Here is a 19,384-nt window from a genome sequence, read left to right on the forward strand (position 1 = left end):
GTCTGTTTGGTAAACTTAGGAGCGTAATCCACTCTTCCGAGCAGGAGAGAGCAAGGAGGAACTCCGTTGAACATATTGCAGGCTCTCTTCTTCCCGCCCGAACAGCCGGGCGGCGTATCGTCGATGGTGCCGTATATCCAGGAACGTTTCGCCAGGAAGGGCTGGGACATGGAGCTGTTTTCGCTGCCCAAGCGCATCCGCGGCAAAGGTTCCGACCCTGTCTCCTTCGGCACGTTCGATTGCCGTGCATTCGAAGGCGATCCGATTGTCGACAAATATTTGCAAACGTACCGCGATTATATTTGGTGGACGAAGCTGCGCATTCGCAAATCGTACGATCTGATCCATGCCCATCATCCGGTCGCCGCGCTGGCGATGAAGCAGCTGTTTCCGCAAACGCCGGTCATGATGACGATTCACTCCAGTTACGAGCGCGAGCTGCTGCTGAACGGCAAAATCGAACCGGACGGCCCGGCGCATGTGTTCCTGACTTCTTTATACCGCGAGCTCGAGGACCGTTTGGAGCAGATTACGACGGTATCCTCTTCCTTCAAGCAATATTTGTCCGATTATGTGCAGGATGTCGAGCGAATCGGCGTAATCCCGAACGGCTTCGACGAGAAGCGTTTCCGCCCGATTCCGCACGACAATGCGGTGCCCCAGCTTATCTGCGTGTGCCGGCTTGTGCCGGCCAAAGGCCTCGATATTTTGCTTCAGGCGTGCGCGCAGCTCAAGCAGCGGGGGGTCGACTTCGTACTGCATCTGATCGGCGACGGACCGATCCGGCAGGAGCTGGAGCAGATGGCCGGCGAACTGAATGTGTACGAGGAAACGATTTTTTACGGCTATATGCTCCATCCGGAGGAGTTTATGCCGTTTTTCGATATTTTCGTGCTGCCGTCCCGCGCGGAAGCGTTCGGTTCGGTGTTCGCCGAAGCGGCGCTCTGCATGCTGGCGCTCGTAGGCACGAATGTAGGCGGCATTGCCGAACAAATCGAAAACGGCCGCAACGGCCTTATCGTTCCTCCCGACGATCCCGGCGCGCTGGCGGACGCGCTGGAGAAGCTGATCGCCGATCCCGATTTTCGCTACAATATGGCGCGCTCGGCATGGGACAAGGCGAAAAAGACGTACTCGCTCAACCGCGTCATCCAGCAGTTGACGCGCGTATACGAGCGGTATCGGACGAGAGGGCAGCCGTCGTGAGCGGCTTTCGTTTCGTCCATGCCGCCGATCTCCATCTCGGCAGCCCGTTTCGCGGGCTCTCCGCGCAAATGCCTCCGGCGATCCGAGAGACGGTGTTGATGGCGGGTTACGAAGCGCTGAAGGCGCTGGTCGAGCTGACGATCCGGATAAAGGCGGATTTTCTGGTGATTGCCGGCGATGTTTACGATGCGGCCGATCGTTCGCTGCAGGCGCAAATTCGCTTTCAACAGGCGATGGAGCGGCTTGACGCGGCCGGGATCCCGGCATTCGTCGCCCATGGCAACCACGACCCGGCGGACGGCCGGTCGGCGCATTTGCGCTGGCCGGACAATGTCCGTTTTTTTTCATCCGAGCAAGTGGAGAGCATTCCGCTGCACAAACGGGGAGAAGACCGGCCATATGCGCATGTGTACGGCATGTCGTACGGGACGGCGGAAGTGACGGCCAATTTGGCCCGCGGCTTCCGGGTCCGGCCCGGCGCGCCGTACCATATCGCCGTGCTGCACGCCAATGTGGACGGGGAAGGTGAACATGCCAATTACGCACCGTGTTCGCTCAAGGAACTGGTGCACAGCGGGATGAACTATTGGGCGCTTGGCCATGTACATACGCGCCGGGTGCTGCACGAAGCGCCGTTCGTCGTGTATCCCGGCAATTTGCAGGGCCGCAGCATTCGCGAAACCGGCGCCAAAGGCTGCTGCCTGGTCGACGTGGATGCGTCCGGTCGGACGGAACTGACGTTCCACGAACTGGACGCCATGCGGTGGCACACGCGTGCATTATCGATCGACGGGCTATCATCGGAGCAGGCGCTCAAGGATGCGCTCGAGGCGGAGCTGGAGGCGGTGCGCGAGGAGGGGAACGGCCGTCCCGCCGTCATCCGTTTTGCAATTGAAGGTCGCGGCCCGCTTCACGCCAGATTGCGCCAACCGGCGGCCGTGCTGGAGCTGGCGGCCGAACTGCGGGCGGCCGAAGCCGAACGGGCGGAGCGATACGGCGTGTCCGGTTTCGTCTGGACCGAAGCGGTGCAAGCCGCAACCGGCCAACCTGTCGACCGCGAGTCGCTGCTTGCGGGCGGCGGGTATTTGGGCGACTTGTTGCAACTGGCGGCGGAGCTGGCACAAGACGAAACGGCGCTGGCCGGCTTGTGCGAAGAAGCGCTTGCGCCGCTGCTGACCGGCGGACGAACTGCCGAGTGGCTGCACGGCGCTCAATCGGCCGACCGGCTGCGCTGGCTGGCGGCGGCAGAGGAACTGGCGATCGACGCGCTGGCCGGCTTGGCCGGCGAACTCGCGGCGTCGCCGGTGCGTTCGCTCTTGCCGGAGCCCGGCGGCAGCGAAACCGCCGATGGCGCGGGCGGCTCACGGGAAGGAGGCGACGGCGGATGAGGATCGCAGCGCTTTATATCGAACGGTTCGCCGAGCTGGAACGGGTCGCACTGACGTTCGAAGGGACGATGACGGTCATTTACGGGCCGAACGAAGCCGGCAAAAGCACGCTGCTGCGCTTCATTCGCGCCATGCTGTTCGGTTTCCCGCCGCGCCCGGCGAGCGGAACCGAACCGCCTGCGGCGGATTATGGCGCGCAAGGCGGCCATCTCGATGTGGAAGCGGGCGACGGCTTCCGCTATCGCATCGCGCGCCGCGAAACCGCTTCCGGCCGCGGCAGGGCCGGCCAGACGTTGGCCGTTACGCGCGAGGACGGCACGACCGGCGGTGAAGCGCAGCTGCGCGGGCTGCTCGGCGGCTTGTCCGGCGAGCTGTACCGCAGCCTGTTCGCCTTTGGGCTTGACGAACTGCAGGAGCTGCGCACGCTGCAGTCGGACGAGCTCGGCAGCTACTTGTACGGCGCCGGCTTCGGCGGGCAAGGGGCGGCGATCGTTGCCGCCGAGCGCAAGCTGGCGGCGGAGATGGAGCAGCTGTACCGGCCGCGCGGCAAACTGCAGCCGGTCGGCAAGCTGTTGGCGGCGATAGCCGATGCCGACGCCGAGCTGCGGCGCAGCAAGGAGCAGATCGGCCGCTACGAAGCGCTGCTGGCCGACCGCGATGCGGCCGAAACGGCGATAGCGGCGGCCGGTCAACAATTGCAGCGGGCGAATGCAAATGCTGCGCTGCTGGGCGCCTGCCTGCAGGCGCAAGCCAGCTGGCAGCGGCTGCAGGAAGCGTCCGCCGAGCTGGCGCAGCTGCCCGCAAGCCGGCCGATGCCCGCCGAGGCGCTGCCGCGCTTCGAGCGACTGCTCGCCGAGCGGGAGGCGGGCTTGCAAGCGGCGGAGCGTTTGCAGCTGCGCCGGGAACAGCTCGCGGCAGAGCAGGAGCGGTTGCCGACGGGAACGGAAGCGGCCGGCGATCGCGAGCAGCTCGCCGCGCTGGCAGAGCGGTTGCCGCTGCATCGCCGGGCGGAGCTGGAGCTGGCGGAGCAAGCCGCGACGATCGACGCCGCGGAGCGCGAGCTGGGGCAGCAGCTGCGCCGGATCGGCGCCGGCTGGAGCGCCGAGATGCTGGCGGCCCAGCCGGCGATGCCGGAGCGCGCGGAGCGGGTGCGCTCGTACGGCGAACGGTTCGCGCGAAGCGGCCGCGAGCTGGAGCAGCGCGAGTACGAAGCCGGCGAGCTTGAGCGCCAACTGGCGGAGGCGCGGGAACGGCTGGCGGAGCGCGAGCGGGCGCTTGCGGCAACGCCGGCGGGCAGCGCCGAAGCCGCGCAGCGGGAGCTGGCGCTGCTGCCGGAGGCGATGCAGGCGCTGCGCAGCGGCGCCGGGCAACTCGCGCGGCAGCGGCTGGAGCTGCGCCATGCGGCGGAGCGCGAGCGCGACGAGCGCGGCCGCGCCGCAGCGCAGCCGCGGCAATCAGCACCGACGGCCGCCGGCTGGCTGGCGCCGGCGCTGGTTGCCGCCGGAGCGGCTATCGCCGCGGCGGCGGCGGTGCTGGCGCTGGCGCCGCGGCATTGGGCGGCCGCGGTAGCGGCGGCGGCATGTGCCGCGCTTGCGGCCGGAGCGATCGTCGCCGCGGTTCGGCGCAGCCGCCGGGCAAAGGCGGAGCGCGGCGGCCTTGCAAGAGGGCGGCGCGGCGGGCGCTACGCGCCTCCCGCCGTGGAAGCGTCTCCCCGGCTCGAAGCGCTGGCGCAGGAGAAGGAGCGGCTCGAGCAGGCGGTACGCCGAACCGCCGCTACGTTGAACGAGCGGGTTGAAGCGCTGCGCCGTATGGTGGGAACGGACGGCACTTCGGGGGTGTCGTCCGGTGCATACCGCGAAGCGTTCGCTGCATTCGCCGAGTCGTCCGCGACTGCCGTGGAGCCGGAAGAGGACGAGCTGCCGCCAGCGGTTCGCCACCTGCTTGCTGCGGGAGAGCAGCGGCATACCGCGGCTGCGGAGCGACTCGGCCGGCACAAGCGGCAGGCCGAACAGCTCGGCGAAGCGCAAGCGGCGGTGCGGGAGCAGGAAGCGCGCCTGGCGGCCAGCCGCACTGCCGCCGAACGCGCAGGGGAACAGCGGCGGCAGCTTGAAGCGTCGTGGCGCGAATGGCTGGCGGAGCAGCGGCTGCCGCAGGCGGAGCATCCCGAAACGACGCTCGAAACGCTGCGTTCGATCGAAACGGCTTACGCGCAGCTCCAGGCGCTGCGCCAGCTCGAAAGCAAACGCGACAAGCTGCGGTTTGACGCGGAGTCGTTTGTACAGGCGGCGGAGCGGCTGCTTGGCTCCGGCGCCCGTCAGGATCCCGGCGCCATGCTGTTGCTGCGCCAGGAAGAGGCGGAGCGCACGGCGGCTGCGATTCGCCGGCGCGAGGCGCTGGCGGAGGAGCTGCTCCGCCTGGACGAGGAACGGCAGCTGGCGGCGGCCGGGCTGGCGCGCATCGAGGCGCGTATCGCCGCGCTGTGGGCCGAAGCCGGCGCAGCGGACGAAGAGCAGTTCCGCCGGCTGGTGCTGGACGCCGAACATGCGGCGTCGCTGCGCGCCGAAGCGGCGCAGCTGGAGGCGCTGCTCGAGGTGGCGCTCGGTCGCGGCGGCCAGCGGCTCGACGCGGAAGCGTTGCTGGCCGCAAGCGATGCGCCGGCGCTGCGCGAACAGCGCGAAGCGGCGTTGGCGGAAAAGGAGCGGGCAGAGCGGGAACTGTCGGCGCAGCACGACCGCCGCGGCCGGCTGCGCAGCGAACTGGAGCAGCTCGAGCGCGGAGACAGCCACGCCCTGCAGCTGGCCAAGCTGGAGGCGCACAAGGCGCTGCTGGCAGAGCATCTCGAGCGCTGGGCCGGCCTTGCGCTTGGCGCCGCCTTGTTCCGCAAGACGCGCGAGTTGTACGAGCGCGACCGTCAGCCGGCGGTGCTGCAGCTAGCTTCGGCTTATTTTGCCGATATTACCCAAGGGAAGTATACGCGCGTGATGGCGCCGCTCGGCGTCAAGAAGCTGTTCGTCCGCCGCGAAGCGGACGGGCGCCAGCTCGATTCCGCCCTGCTCAGCCGCGGGACGGCGGAGCAGCTGTATTTGGCGATGAGGCTGTCGCTGGCGGAGCAGTTCGCACGCAATGTCCGGCTGCCGATCGTGATGGACGACATTTTCGTCAATTTCGACGCGGCGCGGCTGCGGCAGACGTTGCCTGTGCTCGGACAGGTGGCGGATCGTCATCAACTGCTGCTCTTCACCTGCCACACGCATATGGCCGAAGCGGTCGCGGCTGTTCATCCTGGCGCGCAAGTTGCGCCGCTGCAGCCGGCCGCACATAAAGGATAACGGGAGGCAAAGCCCTATGATCTTTTCGCCATCTTTGGACGCCGTGTTTCGCGGCTCCAGCCTGAGTTTGGAGCAGCGGATCGAAACGGTCGCCCGCTGCGGCTACCGCGCTTTTGAAATATGGGGATGGTCCGAACAAACCGTGCAGACGATCGTGTTGGCCAAGGAAAGGCACGACTTGACGCTTGCCTCCATGTGCACGCGGATGGTGTCGCTCGTCGATCCGGCGCAGCGGGGCGCGTATATCGCCGGCCTGCGCGAAAGCATCGCCGCGGCACGCACACTCGGCTGCCGGTTCCTGATTACCCAGACGGGCAACGAACTGTCCGGTGTACCGCGGGAACGGCAGCGGCAAACGATGATCGAAGGGCTCGAGATGTGTGCGCCGTATTTGGAAGAAGCGGGCGTGACGCTGATCGTCGAGCCGCTGAATACGAAGGTGAACCATCCGGGCCATTATTTGGTGCATGCGGCGGAAGCGTTCGAAGTGGCGGCGGCCGTCGACAGTCCGCACGTCAAAGTCGTGTACGACATTTATCACCAGCAAATCAGCGAAGGCGACCTCATCCCGACGATTCGTGCCGGCATCGGCCATATCGCCTATTTCCACGCCGCCGATCATCCCGGCCGAAACGAACCCGGAACCGGTGAAATTCATTACCCGAACGTGCTCGAAGCGATTCGCCAAACGGGCTATACCGGTTATGTCGGTTTGGAATATTTTCCGCTCGGCGATCCGGAAGCAAGCTTGCTCGCCGTGAAGGGGGAGCTGTGCGCTCGATTCGAAACGGCGAACGGATAGCTCGAAGCCATACGCCGCACGAAAAAAAGCCTCCCGACTCGCAATCGAGTCCGGGAGGCTCTTTGGGTTGTTGCGCCTGTTATTGAGCAACGAACTGGAACGGCGAAGGCTGACTGGCCATCGTTTGGCGGTTCCAGTCCTTCAGCTGCAGCATGCCGGTGCCGTTCACCTGCACGTCGCCTACTTTGCCGGCGGCCATATTCGGGACCGTCAAGGTGACGACGTTTTTGTTGATCGTTCCGTTTGAAACGGTGACCGGGTTGCCTTCGATTCGCACGGTGAACATGGCGTTCACTGAAGCTGCCGGCTGCAAATCTTCGCTGAACTGCACCTTGATTGTCGTTCCTTTCGCTTCCAGCACGCCGGTCATGGTCGGCCTTGCATTTTCGGCGCCGTTGCCCTGGAACGATTGTTCGACTACTCCGGTACTGCTGGAGAGGGCGAGGCCTTGTTTGTCGCTGATGTGGCCGGACGACGTATTGTACGTAATTTTGTACGAATGATCGGCGATCAGGCCCGTGAAGGAATCGCTGGCAAACAAATAGATCACGCCATAGGTCTGTTGGCTGTTCGCGACAATAGTCGAATTCGAGCTGTTCAGCGGCATCGACGTATTCGCCGTCGTATCGACGAGCGTATACGGGCCGTCATCCATGTTGTTCACCGGTTCGTTGAAGTACACTTGAATCGCGTATTTATCCGGCGCGTAGGCGAAGAACAGGCTCGGCGCCACATTCGCATACCCGTAGCCGACAATTTGCCCTACCGCGGTATTGCCGGAAAGCGGCTTCAGCGGCGTCCATCCGATCGCATCCGTAATGCCGGCGACGATGTTCAAGTAGTACGTCTGGCCGCTGGCCAGCGGAGCGCCCAGGTAGAGTGTCGCTTTATCGACGGGCGAGCCGATTTGTTCGTCGCCTTCCACCCAGGAGATCGGTATGGACCGGTTGCTCGTATCGCGAATCGTAAACGAATTCGCTTTGATATTTTTGACCGGTTCGCTGAAATGGACGACGACGGTCGCATTTTCCCCCGCTGTCGGACTGTACGCGTAAGGCGCAGCCTGCTCGGAGGTGGCGCCGATGAACGTCTGTACGTTGGCGTTGTTCGCCGTTGCCAAATCGGCGGGGCCGGTCACTTTTGCCTCGTAAGTGACGCCAAGCAGGAACAAGTTCGGGTTCGTGTTGCTGCCGGTACGGAATTTGACCCTGACGGTCATTTTATCGTTCAGCAGCGCCGTTGCCGTCGTAATGCCCGAAGTATTCCAAGCGGCGTTGTTTGCCTTCGTCATCGTCACGACAACGGCGGAAGCTTCGGAGGCGGTCAGTTGCCGGCTGAAATGCAGGTCGACGGTGTTCGGGCCGAGTCCGACGATCGACTGCAGCGTAAACGGATTCGAGATGGCCAGCGAACGGGTCGTGTTCAGCACATTGTCCGACAAGTCCTTGACACCAGACACGGCGAACAGATATGCCCTGCCCGGCGTCAGTCCGCTGGTCGTCAGCCGCACCGCCTTGATGGAATCGTCGTACGAAGCCGAGGCTGCCGCGCTGCCGTCAAAGCGATAGTTGCTTGCGGTTTGCGCCGAAACCGGCTCCAGTTTTTCGTTGAAATAAATCGTGACGATGCCGTTGTCCTGGACGATCTTGTCGATAGCCGGCGGGGTATAGTCGCGATATCCGGCAAACGTGATGCCGCCGGAAGGCACGATGAGCGCATTGCCCGCGGGGTCGGTCATATTTTGCATCGTCAGGGTGTACATGTTGCTTGTCTGCGGCGTTGTCTTCAACGTCAGCGTCATGTCGTCCTTGTCGAGGAAAACTTTGACGACCGACAGCGTGAGCGAATTGTCGTATAACCCGCGGATCGTATAATTGCCGAGCGTTTCCACGCCGATGCGCGCCATTTTTTCGCTGAATTTCAATTTGATATCGCCATTAAGCGAAGACAGCAGCGTTGCGGTCGGGGAAACCGAATCGATATTGCCGTAGAAGACGCGCTGCGTTTTGTCGATGGCGTTGCCGCTCAAATCTTTCACCTGGTCGGCCGTCAGCGTATAACTGGTCGCCGATTGTTTGGGCGAAACGGTCAACAAAACGGATTTGCGGTCGCTTGCCAGTTCGGCCGCCGTTACGGTCAGCCCGCCGGTAATTTGATAGTTGGCAGTCGTTTCCGCGGAAGTTTCGTCGAGCTCTTCGCTGAAGACCGCTTTCAGGTGCGTGCCGTCGACGCTCGAGACGGTTTGGAACTGCGGCTTCGTTCTGTCGACAACGCCGGCGAAGCCAAGCGCGCTGCTGCGCAGCTGCAGTTCGTTGCCGCTCAGGTCGGTGATGCCGGCGCCGAACGTTACGTTGTACCGCACGCCGGACGTTTGCGCCGAAGTGGTCAACAGCGCCGACTTGCCGTCGTCGGCGACGATGACGCGCGTCACCTCAAGGCTCGGGATGGCATAAGCCTCCTTGCGACCGATGCTCCACGGATCCATCGGTTCGGTGTACAGCACGTTGACGGTGCCGTTCGGGTTCGTCGATACGGACGATACGCTCGGCTTGACCGCATCCGCAAGCGGCGGCGTAATCGAACCGGAGTAATCGTTCTTGCTGACGACGCGAAGCGTATAAGTCGCGCCTGCCGCAAGCGGATCCGTGTACAGCAGAGCCGTAGTAGGATTCTGAAAATAAACGTTGCGAAGCGGGATCGGATTGCCTGCGCTGTCCTGCAGCGAAAAATTGCTCATCGGCGCCCGATCGACCGGCGTAACGAAGATCACTTTGATGACGCCGTTCGCTGCCGCCGCCGCGGTGCTCACGAATAAATCGGGGCTCGCCGGCTCGTTCGGGTCGGCTTGCGGTATCGGTTCGACGGCCGGCTGTTCGGGAGGCGTCCACGTCACGGTAATGGTATGCGATTTGCCTTTGTAGGCGATCGTGGTCGACGTTTCCACGCCGGGCGCAAGCGTTTTGCTGAACAGCTGCGTCACGCCGTCGCTGAAGGTTACGCTGATTTGCGTTGCGCTTACCGCCTTCGCTTCGGTGACGGTAATACCGGCCGGCTGCGTAGGCGTAGGCGTCGGACTGCTGCCAAGCTGCAGCAGAGTGTTGGCCTGATAGGTGGCGGTCACCAGATCCGCCCGCAGCACGTGCTGCGCAAAGTCGTCCTGATTATAGATGAGTTCCTTCATAATGGCCTGCACGACATAACCGCGCGCCCATTCGCTTACTTTGCCGAGCTTGGAGCCCAGATTGGTCGTATTGTCTTCGGGCAGCCCAAGTCCGCGCACGAATACGGCGGCCAGTTGCTCGTAAGTCACTTTGCCTGCTGGGTCGAAGAGGTCATTGCCCATGCCGTTCATCATGCCGGCGGTCGTCACGGCTTCAATATAACCGGAGGACCAGCGGTCCGCCAGCACGTCGTTATACGACGAATAGCCGGTTTCCGGTTCCAGGTGCCATAGAAGCGCCAAAATTTTGGCCAACTGCTCGCGTGTCATATCTTCGGTCAGACGCGGGTTGCCGTCTTCGAATCCCTCAAAAATGCCCAGCTTCTGCAGCGCGTTGTATTTTTCGTTGAGTCTCCCGGGCGGTTCCTGCACGCCGGCAAAGGCGGCCAGCGGAAACAATTGCGCGCCCAGCACGACCAATAACAGCAACAAGGCGATTTTTTTCATCGGCTCCTCCATCCCAAGTGGGTGATCTTTTTTCTTCTGCGCAAGCCGCAAGCCTACTCATTTTACCATGAACGAGTTGGAAAGATCATCCTCAATTTGAACTAGCTCTACATGCGGCAAGGGTGCTCATTCGTAAATCATTTTGATCGTCATGCCGCCGTCGACGACAAGGTTCTGCCCGGTGACGAACCCCGCAGCCGGTCCGGCCAAATAAACGCAAGCGGCGGCGATGTCTTCCGGCGTCCCCACTCTGCCGACCGGATGCTGCAGACGGTCGCGCTCGTTATGCTGCGGCGCATGCGCCCGGTCCGAACGCTGCCATTCGGCGGTTTCGATCCAGCCCGGGCTTACCGCGTTCACGCGAATGCCGTGCGGGCCGAGGCTGACGGCGAGCGCATGCGTCAGCGCGACGATGCCGCCCTTGGATGCGGCGTACGCTTCGCTGCCGGGCTCGGACATCAAGGCGCGCGTCGAAGCGATGTTGACGATGCTGCCGCCGCCGGTTGCGGTCATGAAGCGCGCCGCCTGCTGCGAGCAAATGAACGTGCCTCGCAGGTTGACGGCGATGACGCGGTCGAAGTCGGCCGGCGCCAGCGTCAGCGGCGATCCGCCGATGCCGATGCCGGCATTGTTGACGAGTGCGCCGATGCCGCCAAAATCGTCGGCGGTCAGACGAATCCACCGGGCGACGGCTTCGTCGTCGGCCACGTCGGCGCAGACGAATATCGCCTGGCCGTTCTCGCTGCGCGCGAGGCGAATGACTTCCAGCCCCGCATCCCGGTCCGGATCGAGAATCGATACGGCATAACCTTGCTGTACGAACGCGAGCGCAATCGCCCGTCCGATGCCCTGAGCGCCTCCGGTAATGAGCGCTGTCTTTTTCATCGATCGCTCCCTCCTTTTCGTTTGACGTCAATAGGCTGGCGCTTCCTTTGCTGATCTATACGTCATTTTTTGGCAAAAGGTTGCTGAACCGCGGAAGTAAATTGTCCGGCTTGTCCGCGTACGGATGCATTGCATTCCGCGAACGCCATCGACTACTATAGTAACAGAGGCAGTTTAGAAAGCCGACTTTTGACTGCGCGTTAATCAGATTTGCTTCGGCAAATGAAGGGACTGGCCACATTGACGGATCGATTGCAGGAACAACGCGAAATTACGTACCGGATCGGCTGGCGCAAAGGCACGATCCGAGCAGGCGAAGCGACGGAAGCGCACCCGGCGCCGGAAGACCGGCGCAGGGCATTCCGGAATGACGTGCGCATCTCGTGGGTATGGCGGCCGGTGCCGTTCCTGCCGGTGCCGGTTGTGGCGGCGTTATTTTGCCTGGTGCCGGCATTCTTGTTCGGCGCCGTCGTGTGGCTTGTCATGCAGTTGAAACTGTTGGAGTAAGCAGAAAAGGGAGGGGGCGTCGATGTTTTTTGCGCTTGCGATCATATGCGCCGTGATTGGGCTGACGGCAACGGGAGCCGTCGTTTACACGGTGGCCGCTACTTTCCAGCGGCGTCACGAGCAAGGCAACCGGCGGGCCCAACTGGCGGACCGTTTGTTGCGCTGGACGGCATGGGACTATGCAGTGACTGTGCTTGCTTGCGGCGGCCTCGTGTTTCTGCTGGCGGATTTGCTCGCCATTTGGCGCGATCGGTTGATGTACCCGGATTATCGACTCGGCTATTTGTTATGCGGCTTTGTGTTCGTCTCGGCCGGCATCGCGCTGCTGTTTGCCCGCCTTGGTTTTGCGTTGCAGCTGGCGGCGTCACGCCGAACGGCGGCGCAGCAGCATCAGCCCGAACCAGAGCAGGCTGACGGCGCCGAATAACGGATAGAGCAGCGACAACAGATTGCCGAACCCGAATTGACTGACCACGTAGCCGGCGCCGAGCGTGAGTGCGATGATCGCGTATTTGCCGATGCCGGTCCGTTGTTCGAGCTGCAGCGTCAAGCCGTATACGTCGGCTACATAAGTAGTAAATATTTCGCCGAAAATGATAATCGCATACACGAGCTGCATGACGATGCCGAGGCGGCCGACAATGTGGCTCATCGGGATTTCGAATTGGGCGATGCCCGGCATATAGGCGGCCATGGCCACATGGCCGGCCAGCAGCATGATGCCGATGCCAAGCCCGCCAAGCAAACCTCCGCGGTACAGCACCGACTTGTCGCGGATCGTTGCGCCGAGCGGCACGAGCACCGCTTGCGCGGTAGCGAGGTTGAACGCAACGTACAGGAGCGGCGACAGCCAAACGGAGGCCAGCGGATGGTCGCTGGTGAGCCGCAGCCAGTTGTCCGCCCCCGGCAGCTGCGCCGTCGTCAGCACGATGACGACGGTCAGCGCCAGCATGAGCGGGACGACGACGACGTTGACGGCTACGATGGCGCGAATGCCGCCGGCAATGACGGCGTATGCAAGCAGCATCGTCACGAGCAGTCCCGCTTGGTAGGACATGTGAAGCTGCTCGGCGAACAAGGTGCCTGCACCGGCAAGCATGACCGTCGAAATGCCGAACAGCACGACAAGCATGAACAAGCTGATCCATTCGCCCAGCCTGTTGCCCAGCAGCAGTTTGTTAAAATCTTCGTACGACGACGTGCGAGACTCACCGGCCATTACCATCAGCTTCGTTCCGAGCCAGATGAACAGCACGGAGGCGATGGCGATCGTGATGGCGGCGAGCCAGCCGTATTTGGTGAAAAATTGCAAAATTTCCTGCCCGGAAGCGAAGCCGGCTCCAACGATCGTTCCCATGTACGTAAACGCCACCTGTATCGTTTGCCCCGTTTTTTTCATCGGCTGTACCCTCGACTGCAGCCTGCGTCATTCGCTGCGCACATTACAACCTATGACGGACAGGCCGAAGGCATGCCTTCAACATCGCGAAGCGGCAGGGTTCGGTTGGACAACGTAAAAACACCCCCTGTCCGGCGGGACAGGGGGTGGTTGCCATCGGCTCAGGAGCCCAGCTCGTCGATGCCGAACAGCTTGATCGACTGGATGCGTTTCGATTTCGGATCGATATCCAGCTTGAGCACGGTCGTTGCCGTTGTATAGGCGATGACGTAATTCGTTTTGATATCGGGATTGCCGAGCAAACGGATCGCTTCGTCGCCGGGTTGGCCCAGCTTGACGCCATTCAGGCCGGGATCGAGCGAAGCGCTGGCGATGTCGATAAAGCGCAGGTAGCCGTTCTGGCCGAAGCCGACGGAGAACGCTTCGTAATCGAACACGCGAAGCGGATCGTTGCTGTCGTCGTTCATCTCGAATTCTGCCGCCGGCTTGCCGTAGGCAGCTGTAACGGTTGCTTTCGTGTCGGCAAGCGACAACCCCATGAGCAGCGGCTTGGCGCTCGTGTAAGGCTGCGGCTGGGGCCAGTTCGTTTCACGCTGCGCATTAAGCGGTGCGTCCACTCCCGATCCGGTAACGGCGTTGGCCAGCGATTGCGTATCGTTGGCCGTCTTCGCGGGCGAAACGGACGGTTGCACCGAACTCGCCGATGACGACGAAGGCTCGGGAGTCGGCGAACTGGATGTTGGCTCGGTCGTCGCGCCGGGGGTGGAAGAAGGCGAAGCGGATACGGCGGTTTGGCCGCCCGGCAGCGCCGCATTCGATTCGCAACCGGCCGCGAACAGCAGGAAGGCGCATGCGGCGGCGCTTAGACGCGTATTTCGCGCAATATATGAGGTCATGACGGTCGTTCCTTTCCTGGAGCCCGGTCGCTGACAGCTTGCATCAGCCTACATTTCCAGCCGATACCTATTAGACAGCCCAAGAGGCTGAAAAGTTGCGCTTTTTCTGAAAATCGTTGGCTTCGCTTGAAAATTGATTCGTCGATATGATAAGTTTGATGGAAAGCAAGCTCTCCAAACGATCGGATGAAAGGTGGATTCCGCAGTATGAAGTCGCTACAGAAACGTATTCTGCAGGAAGCGGTCGTCGTTTCGCCCGAAGTGCTGAAACTGGACGCGCTGCTCAACCATCAGGTCGATCCGGCGCTGATTATGGAAATGGGAACGGTTTTCGCGGAACGGTTCGGCGAAGAGCGCGTGACGAAGGTGATGACGATCGAATCGTCCGGCATTGCGGTAGCATTCGCCGTGGCGCTGCAGCTCAAGGTGCCTATGGTGTTCGCGCGGCGGAAAAAAACGCTCACGACCGATCAGGATTCGTGGTGCGAACGGGTGCCTTCGTTTACGAAAGGCATCGTCACCGATATCATGGTGTCGAAGCAATTCTTGAACGCAAGCGACCGCATTCTGCTCATTGACGATATTATTGCCAACGGCGACGCGGCGCGGGGCATTATTCGGATTATTGAACGGTCCGGCGCAGAGCTGGTCGGGCTTGGCGTCGTCGTGGAGAAAACGTTCCAGGCCGGCGCGCGCACGATTCGCGAGCAAGGCATCCGCGTGGAGTCGCTCGTCCGCATCACGTCGCTGGAAGGCGGCAGCATTACGTTCGAATGAGCGGCGGTTTGAAAACGGAAGCATTATTTTCAACTGGCCATTGGCTTCCCACTTCGCGGCTTTTCCTTTATAATGGGGAATGAGGTTGAGATAGAGAGGAGGCATAAGCGATGGAGAATGGCAACTTGACAGGTGACTTTCTGCTTTCCAAACTGGCCGAAGCCAAAATCCATTTTGAACGGGCGCTTGATTGCAAACATACCGAATTCGACGATTTGTATCCCTATATGATCGAACATCCGCAATTTTTCTGGTATAAGCGGTACGTTGCTTGGTCGGAGCTGCTCACGATCGTCAAGCTGTGCCGTGAGCTGAGCGTAGAATGGCAAGTGCAATTTTCGGCGCAGCAGAACGAATATATCGAGAAGCGCGTCATGTCCAGCAAGGTGCTGGATTACTGGTTCGAAACGAACGATTCGAAGGAACACGTCAGCTGATATCCAGACCTAACGGGCGCTTCGCTCGTTAGGTCTTTGTTTATCCTCACCGCGGTTCCATGACGTTCATCGACTCGATATGCCGCCTCGTTTCCGGCGTGCCAAGCTGGCGCTCCTTGTAAGTACCATGCCCGTAACCGGAAACGGCTATGTATGGCGTCTGGTTGGCTGCGTTTTGCCTGCCGGAGCCGGGTATAGTATGCTATCGGTAAGAGCGGCCGCGTTCGCGGGCAACATCTTTCAGGGAGGCGGAAATAGTGATTACGGAAGAGGAACTCGATCGATTGCGAATCGATGGCACCAAAGTGAGGGTTGTCCGCGACGACGATCCGCACAATGACGTGAGGGGCATCGTGCTCGCCTGGGACGATGACGTGGTGCTGATCCGCAAGCCGAACCGCAAGGTGGTCAAGCTCGACCGCCATTACCGGTTCGAGCCGATCGTCCGCTGAGCGGCACGGGCAACTTGCCTGCAAATATGCGCTAAACCTTCGCAGGATCGTCAAAAGAACGAACAAGGGTTTCAGCCCGAAAGCTGAAACCCTTGATTGTTTTGATGCGGACGAGAGGACTCGAACCTCCACGGGGGTTAGCCCACTAGTACCTGAAACTAGCGCGTCTGCCAATTCCGCCACGACCGCATATTCGGTTGTTGCGCCGCCGTTTTCACAGCGACAAGTGTTATAATACCATGCTCGAAACGGCGAAGTCAAGGCAGGGGGACAATCTTTTTTTGAGGCGCCCTCCGGTTCGGAGCCTGCTTTACATTTGGAAATGCCCGCTATATAATGTTGTTCAGTCAACATCGGCGTACGTCTTGGGAGCACCCCGGTCCGGGGTGCTTTACATATAGTTGAAAGGAAGAGGACGATGATCGATTACAAACAACTGCTCGCCGGTTTGATCGCTTCCGGACTGGAAGGAGTGGAGGCGGACACGCTGCGCGGGCTGATCGAATATCCGCCGAATCCGGAGCTTGGCGACTTGTCGCTGCCGTGCTTCAAGCTGAGCAAACAGCTGCGCAAGGCGCCGCAGGCAATCGCCGAGGAGATCGCGTCCGGCCTTCCGGAGCACGAAGCGTTCGAGCGCGCCGTGGCGGTATCCGGCTACTGCAACGTTACCTTGCGCAAATCCGCCTTTGCCGCGGCGGTTGCCACGGAAGCGCTGACGGAGCGGGAGCGGTTCGGTTCGCAGAACGTTGGCCAGGGCCGCACGGTCGTCATCGACTTTTCTTCGCCCAATATCGCCAAGCCGTTTCATATCGGGCATTTGCGTTCCACGGTGATCGGCAGGGCGCTTTACAACATTTATACGTTTCTCGGCTATAATACTGTCGGCATCAACCATTTGGGCGATTGGGGCACGCAGTTCGGCAAGCAGATTGTCGCTTATTTGAAATGGGGCAACGAGCAACAGGTAGAGGAGAACGGCATCGAAGAACTGCAGCGGTTGTACGTCAAATTCCATGAGGAAGCGGAAAAGCAGCCTCAGCTGGAAGACGAAGCGCGGGCCTGGTTCGTCCGTCTGGAGAAAGGCGACGAAGAAGCGAAGCGGCTTTGGAAATGGTTCATCGACATCAGCTTCAAGGAATTCGATAAAATATACAAGCTGCTCGGCGTCACCTTCGATTCCTATGCGGGCGAAAGCTTCTACATCGACAAAACCGAACCGGTCATTTCCCGCCTGAAGGAGAAAGGGCTGCTGGAAGAAGACGACGGCGCGATGATCGTTCGGCTGGACGACTACAATATGGCTCCGGCGCTCATGTTCAAGAAGGATGGCGGCTCGTTGTACCATACCCGCGATGTGGCCGCGGCGGTGTACCGCAAGCAGCATTACGATTTCGACAAGTGCATTTACGTCACCGACTATGCGCAGAACCTTCATTTTCAGCAATGGTTCAAAATTGTCGAACTGATGGGCTACGAATGGGCGGGCGATTTGCACCATGTCGCGTTTGGCCGCGTCAGTCTGGAAGGGGCGCGGATGTCGACGCGCAAAGGCAATGTCATCAAGCTGGAAGATCTGCTGCAGCAGGCGATCGCGAAAACGCGCGATATTATAGAAGAGAAGCATCCGGATCTGGAAAATAAAGACGAAGTCGCGGAGCAGGTCGGCGTCGGCGCGATCGTATTCAACGACCTCAGCGCGAACCGGATCAAGGATATTGTGTTCTCGTGGGAAGAAGCGCTCAACTTTGACGGCGAAACCGGTCCTTACGTGCAATATTCGTACGCCAGAACATGCAGTTTGCTGGCCAGGGCGGGCGTAAGCGCGGAGGAGCTGCCAAGCGAAGTCGACGGCGAGCTGCTGCAGGAGAAAGAAACGATAGACGTGTTCCGCCAGCTGTATTTGTTCCGCGAGAAGGTGGAGCTGGCCATGGACAAAATGGAGCCGTCCATCGTCAGCCGCCACTTGATCGATATCGCCCAAAGCTTCAACAAATTTTACTACGAGCATCACATTCTGGTGGACGATGAAGCGGTGCGCCGGGCGCGGCTTGCGCTTGTACGCTGCGTGCAGATCGCGCTCGGCAACGGTCTGCGGCTCATCGGCCTGAAGACGCCAGAACGGATTTAAGCTGACCGCAGGCAAAAAAACCGGACTCCTTGCTAAGGGAGCCGGTTTTTTTGCCGTTCTTGCGCATACATAGAATCGCGTCGATCGGGGAATACTGTAGCTAATATCCTTATTTATTGAAGGGGGAAGCCATCATGTCGAAAAAAACGGATGAATACGTCAAATATGTCGCCGAGCGGGTCACCTTATACATCGATACGCCAAAATCGCGCCGACGCGAGCTGAGAGCCAGCCGCAAAGCCGCGGAAACATGGTCGTCGCGCTGGTTCGGCATGCTTCCGGCCGCGCTTGGCATGTGGATGGGCGGCGTCCGCAGCCGGTTCAAACGGCTTGCCGCCCGGCGCGCCGTACGGGCGCTGCTCGGCCGCAAGCGGGAACGTTCGACTTAATCGACGTGTACAAATGAGCCTGCGGCAAACAACTCGCCGGCCGTCACAAACCGCGACCCGTCCTGGTCAAGCTCGAAATAGCTGCTGTTTGATTGCGTCCAGGTATGAATGCCGGTGACAGGGAGCGCATAGGCGACGGTTGGCTGAAAAATTTTGGCGCGGTACAAGATATGAGCACCGTCCGCGAGCAGCAGCCCGATTGTATGGCGATTGCTAATGGCGGGATCCTGATTATCCATCCAGCCGATATTTTCGTACGGATCGAACGTTCCTGACGCCGCCGAAACCGCAATAATCGGAACGTTCTGTCCGTTTTCCGCTTTTACCGCCGCCCCGGGAGCGGTTTTTTCGTCGTTGTTGCCGCCGGCACCGCTTGCGGCAGCAGCCAAGGCGCCCAGGTTCGGCAGTCTGTCGCCAGTTTTGGCATCGTAGTAAAACGAGTCGTGGCCAATCGACACTTTCCATACCGCTTGCAGCGCGCCGGTATACAGCCGCTCCTTGACCACGACGGTTTCGTCCATAAATTGCGCCAGCGGCATGTCGGGCGCGATGATCTCTTGCCCGGTCATCGCTTGCCGCAGCGTGTCCAGGCTGAAGAGCGGACGATCGCCCGTACCATACTCGGTGAGCGAGAGCTGCCCGTCTTCAGCGGCGCTAATGACCAAATAGCCGATTTCTTTGCCTTGCTTCGTCAGCAGCACAACCCAGCCGTGCGTGCCCGGGCCGAGCGGATACACGTCCCATGCCGCATCCTGCCATCCGGCAAAATCCGGAAGCGCGGACAAGGTGCCGATCGACTGGCGAATGATCGCCTCCATGCCGGCGATTTCGGTGCCGCCGGCGGAAGGCGCGGCAACCGCAGCGACACTCGTTGCGACCGGAAGACGCTGGGAGTCCGGCGCAAGCTGCTCCTCGCTGTCGACGGCCGGCATGATGCCGGTCAACAGCGGAAGGGCAAGCAGAAGCGCAAGTAGATAACGTTTCATCTGGAATCACCCGCTTGTTCTCTGGCTTGTAGTTTCTTGTTCGTCTCGTTCTATCTCGTTTTGCGTGGCACGAGATTCATTGTAGTAGTTTCCTGCCGCGATGTTTGCCGTTTCCTGGCAGGGAAAAAGCGATATT

Annotated in this window: 16 protein-coding genes and 1 tRNA gene; 11 read left to right on the forward strand and 6 right to left on the reverse strand. The window is 60.9% G+C overall.

The features are described 5' to 3' along the window. Positions 1 to 66: 66 nt before the first annotated feature. The 4 genes from EXY20_RS21995 to EXY20_RS22010 are packed head-to-tail and all read left to right on the forward strand — an operon-like array spanning position 67 to position 6,725. A complete protein-coding gene (locus tag EXY20_RS21995) occupies positions 67 to 1,206 on the forward strand; it encodes a glycosyltransferase family 4 protein (RefSeq protein ID WP_135554256.1) in 1,140 nt (379 codons plus the stop codon). After that, positions 1,203 to 2,594 (forward strand): metallophosphoesterase family protein, encoded by a 1,392-nt coding sequence (locus tag EXY20_RS22000; protein WP_167859421.1) that lies wholly within the window; start codon positions 1,203 to 1,205, stop codon positions 2,592 to 2,594. Before EXY20_RS21995 ends, EXY20_RS22000 begins: the two co-directional genes overlap by 4 nt. Then, complete coding sequence (locus tag EXY20_RS22005; RefSeq protein WP_135554258.1) at positions 2,591 to 5,923, forward strand: AAA family ATPase; 3,333 nt, start codon at positions 2,591 to 2,593, stop codon at positions 5,921 to 5,923. The genes EXY20_RS22000 and EXY20_RS22005 overlap by 4 nt, the downstream gene beginning before the upstream one ends. 16 nt (positions 5,924 to 5,939) lie before the next feature. Next, positions 5,940 to 6,725 carry a hydroxypyruvate isomerase family protein gene (locus EXY20_RS22010; RefSeq protein ID WP_135554259.1) on the forward strand — a complete coding sequence of 262 codons (786 nt, stop codon included), beginning with the start codon at positions 5,940 to 5,942 and terminating at the stop codon, positions 6,723 to 6,725. A 79-nt stretch (positions 6,726 to 6,804) separates the two neighbouring features. Here the strand turns inward: EXY20_RS22010 and EXY20_RS22015 are convergent, their stop codons facing one another. Together EXY20_RS22015 and EXY20_RS22020 are read right to left on the reverse strand one after the other, a co-directional pair. After that, positions 6,805 to 10,392: an Ig-like domain-containing protein gene (locus EXY20_RS22015; protein ID WP_167859422.1), complete on the reverse strand. Its 3,588-nt coding sequence runs from the start codon at positions 10,390 to 10,392 to the stop codon at positions 6,805 to 6,807. A 126-nt stretch (positions 10,393 to 10,518) separates the two neighbouring features. Continuing rightward, positions 10,519 to 11,277, reverse strand: a complete 759-nt coding sequence (locus tag EXY20_RS22020) for an SDR family NAD(P)-dependent oxidoreductase (RefSeq protein WP_135554261.1) — start codon at positions 11,275 to 11,277, stop codon at positions 10,519 to 10,521. 240 nt (positions 11,278 to 11,517) lie between these two features. Between EXY20_RS22020 and EXY20_RS22025 the strand changes: the two genes are divergently transcribed. Beyond that, positions 11,518 to 11,784, forward strand: coding sequence for a hypothetical protein (locus EXY20_RS22025; RefSeq protein WP_135554262.1), 267 nt, complete (start codon positions 11,518 to 11,520; stop codon positions 11,782 to 11,784). 22 nt (positions 11,785 to 11,806) lie between these two features. After that, positions 11,807 to 12,211, forward strand: coding sequence for a hypothetical protein (locus EXY20_RS22030; RefSeq protein ID WP_135554263.1), 405 nt, complete (start codon positions 11,807 to 11,809; stop codon positions 12,209 to 12,211). Here the strand turns inward: EXY20_RS22030 and EXY20_RS22035 are convergent. Beyond that, positions 12,149 to 13,183: a YkvI family membrane protein gene (locus tag EXY20_RS22035; protein WP_135554264.1), complete on the reverse strand. Its 1,035-nt coding sequence runs from the start codon at positions 13,181 to 13,183 to the stop codon at positions 12,149 to 12,151. The two genes, EXY20_RS22030 and EXY20_RS22035, sit on opposite strands and share 63 nt — an antisense overlap. 161 nt (positions 13,184 to 13,344) lie before the next feature. Then, positions 13,345 to 14,079, reverse strand: coding sequence for a DUF4309 domain-containing protein (locus EXY20_RS22040; protein WP_135554265.1), 735 nt, complete (start codon positions 14,077 to 14,079; stop codon positions 13,345 to 13,347). A gap of 207 nt (positions 14,080 to 14,286) precedes the next feature. Between EXY20_RS22040 and EXY20_RS22045 the strand changes: the two genes are divergently transcribed. The 3 genes from EXY20_RS22045 to EXY20_RS22055 all read left to right on the forward strand — a co-directional run bounded on the left by EXY20_RS22045 (position 14,287) and on the right by EXY20_RS22055 (position 15,745). Then, complete coding sequence (locus tag EXY20_RS22045; RefSeq protein WP_135554266.1) at positions 14,287 to 14,856, forward strand: xanthine phosphoribosyltransferase; 570 nt, start codon at positions 14,287 to 14,289, stop codon at positions 14,854 to 14,856. Between the two features lie 110 nt (positions 14,857 to 14,966). Next, a complete protein-coding gene (locus EXY20_RS22050) occupies positions 14,967 to 15,293 on the forward strand; it encodes a hypothetical protein (protein ID WP_135554267.1) in 327 nt (108 codons plus the stop codon). Between the two features lie 257 nt (positions 15,294 to 15,550). After that, positions 15,551 to 15,745 (forward strand): hypothetical protein, encoded by a 195-nt coding sequence (locus EXY20_RS22055; RefSeq protein WP_207671319.1) that lies wholly within the window; start codon positions 15,551 to 15,553, stop codon positions 15,743 to 15,745. A 105-nt stretch (positions 15,746 to 15,850) separates the two neighbouring features. Here the strand turns inward: EXY20_RS22055 and EXY20_RS22060 are convergent. Then, positions 15,851 to 15,934 (reverse strand) — tRNA-Leu (locus EXY20_RS22060). A gap of 232 nt (positions 15,935 to 16,166) precedes the next feature. Here EXY20_RS22060 and argS point away from each other — a divergent pair. Together argS and EXY20_RS22070 are read left to right on the forward strand one after the other, a co-directional pair. Then, the gene (argS, locus tag EXY20_RS22065; protein ID WP_135554296.1) at positions 16,167 to 17,873 is read left to right on the forward strand and encodes an arginine--tRNA ligase; all 1,707 of its coding nucleotides are present in this window, start codon (positions 16,167 to 16,169) and stop codon (positions 17,871 to 17,873) included. A gap of 134 nt (positions 17,874 to 18,007) precedes the next feature. After that, positions 18,008 to 18,262, forward strand: coding sequence for a YqzE family protein (locus EXY20_RS22070; RefSeq protein ID WP_135554269.1), 255 nt, complete (start codon positions 18,008 to 18,010; stop codon positions 18,260 to 18,262). Here the strand turns inward: EXY20_RS22070 and EXY20_RS22075 are convergent. Continuing rightward, positions 18,259 to 19,248 carry a hypothetical protein gene (locus EXY20_RS22075; protein ID WP_135554270.1) on the reverse strand — a complete coding sequence of 330 codons (990 nt, stop codon included), beginning with the start codon at positions 19,246 to 19,248 and terminating at the stop codon, positions 18,259 to 18,261. The two genes, EXY20_RS22070 and EXY20_RS22075, sit on opposite strands and share 4 nt — an antisense overlap. Positions 19,249 to 19,384: the final 136 nt, after the last annotated feature.

The sequence above is a fragment of the Paenibacillus cymbidii genome (assembly GCF_004764705.1).
Taxonomy (GTDB): Bacteria; Bacillota; Bacilli; order Paenibacillales; family NBRC-103111; genus Paenibacillus_AN; species Paenibacillus_AN cymbidii.

Coding starts and splice junctions, on each gene's coding strand:
- EXY20_RS22020 (WP_135554261.1), bottom strand. CDS start 11,277: ATGAAAAAGACAGCGCTCATTACCGGAGGCGCTCAGGGCATCGGACGG.
- EXY20_RS22075 (WP_135554270.1), bottom strand. CDS start 19,248: ATGAAACGTTATCTACTTGCGCTTCTGCTTGCCCTTCCGCTGTTGACC.
- EXY20_RS22040 (WP_135554265.1), bottom strand. CDS start 14,079: ATGACCTCATATATTGCGCGAAATACGCGTCTAAGCGCCGCCGCATGC.
- EXY20_RS22050 (WP_135554267.1), top strand. CDS start 14,967: ATGGAGAATGGCAACTTGACAGGTGACTTTCTGCTTTCCAAACTGGCC.
- EXY20_RS22035 (WP_135554264.1), bottom strand. CDS start 13,183: ATGAAAAAAACGGGGCAAACGATACAGGTGGCGTTTACGTACATGGGA.
- EXY20_RS22010 (WP_135554259.1), top strand. CDS start 5,940: ATGATCTTTTCGCCATCTTTGGACGCCGTGTTTCGCGGCTCCAGCCTG.
- EXY20_RS22005 (WP_135554258.1), top strand. CDS start 2,591: ATGAGGATCGCAGCGCTTTATATCGAACGGTTCGCCGAGCTGGAACGG.
- EXY20_RS22045 (WP_135554266.1), top strand. CDS start 14,287: ATGAAGTCGCTACAGAAACGTATTCTGCAGGAAGCGGTCGTCGTTTCG.
- EXY20_RS22015 (WP_167859422.1), bottom strand. CDS start 10,392: ATGAAAAAAATCGCCTTGTTGCTGTTATTGGTCGTGCTGGGCGCGCAA.
- EXY20_RS22070 (WP_135554269.1), top strand. CDS start 18,008: ATGTCGAAAAAAACGGATGAATACGTCAAATATGTCGCCGAGCGGGTC.
- EXY20_RS22030 (WP_135554263.1), top strand. CDS start 11,807: ATGTTTTTTGCGCTTGCGATCATATGCGCCGTGATTGGGCTGACGGCA.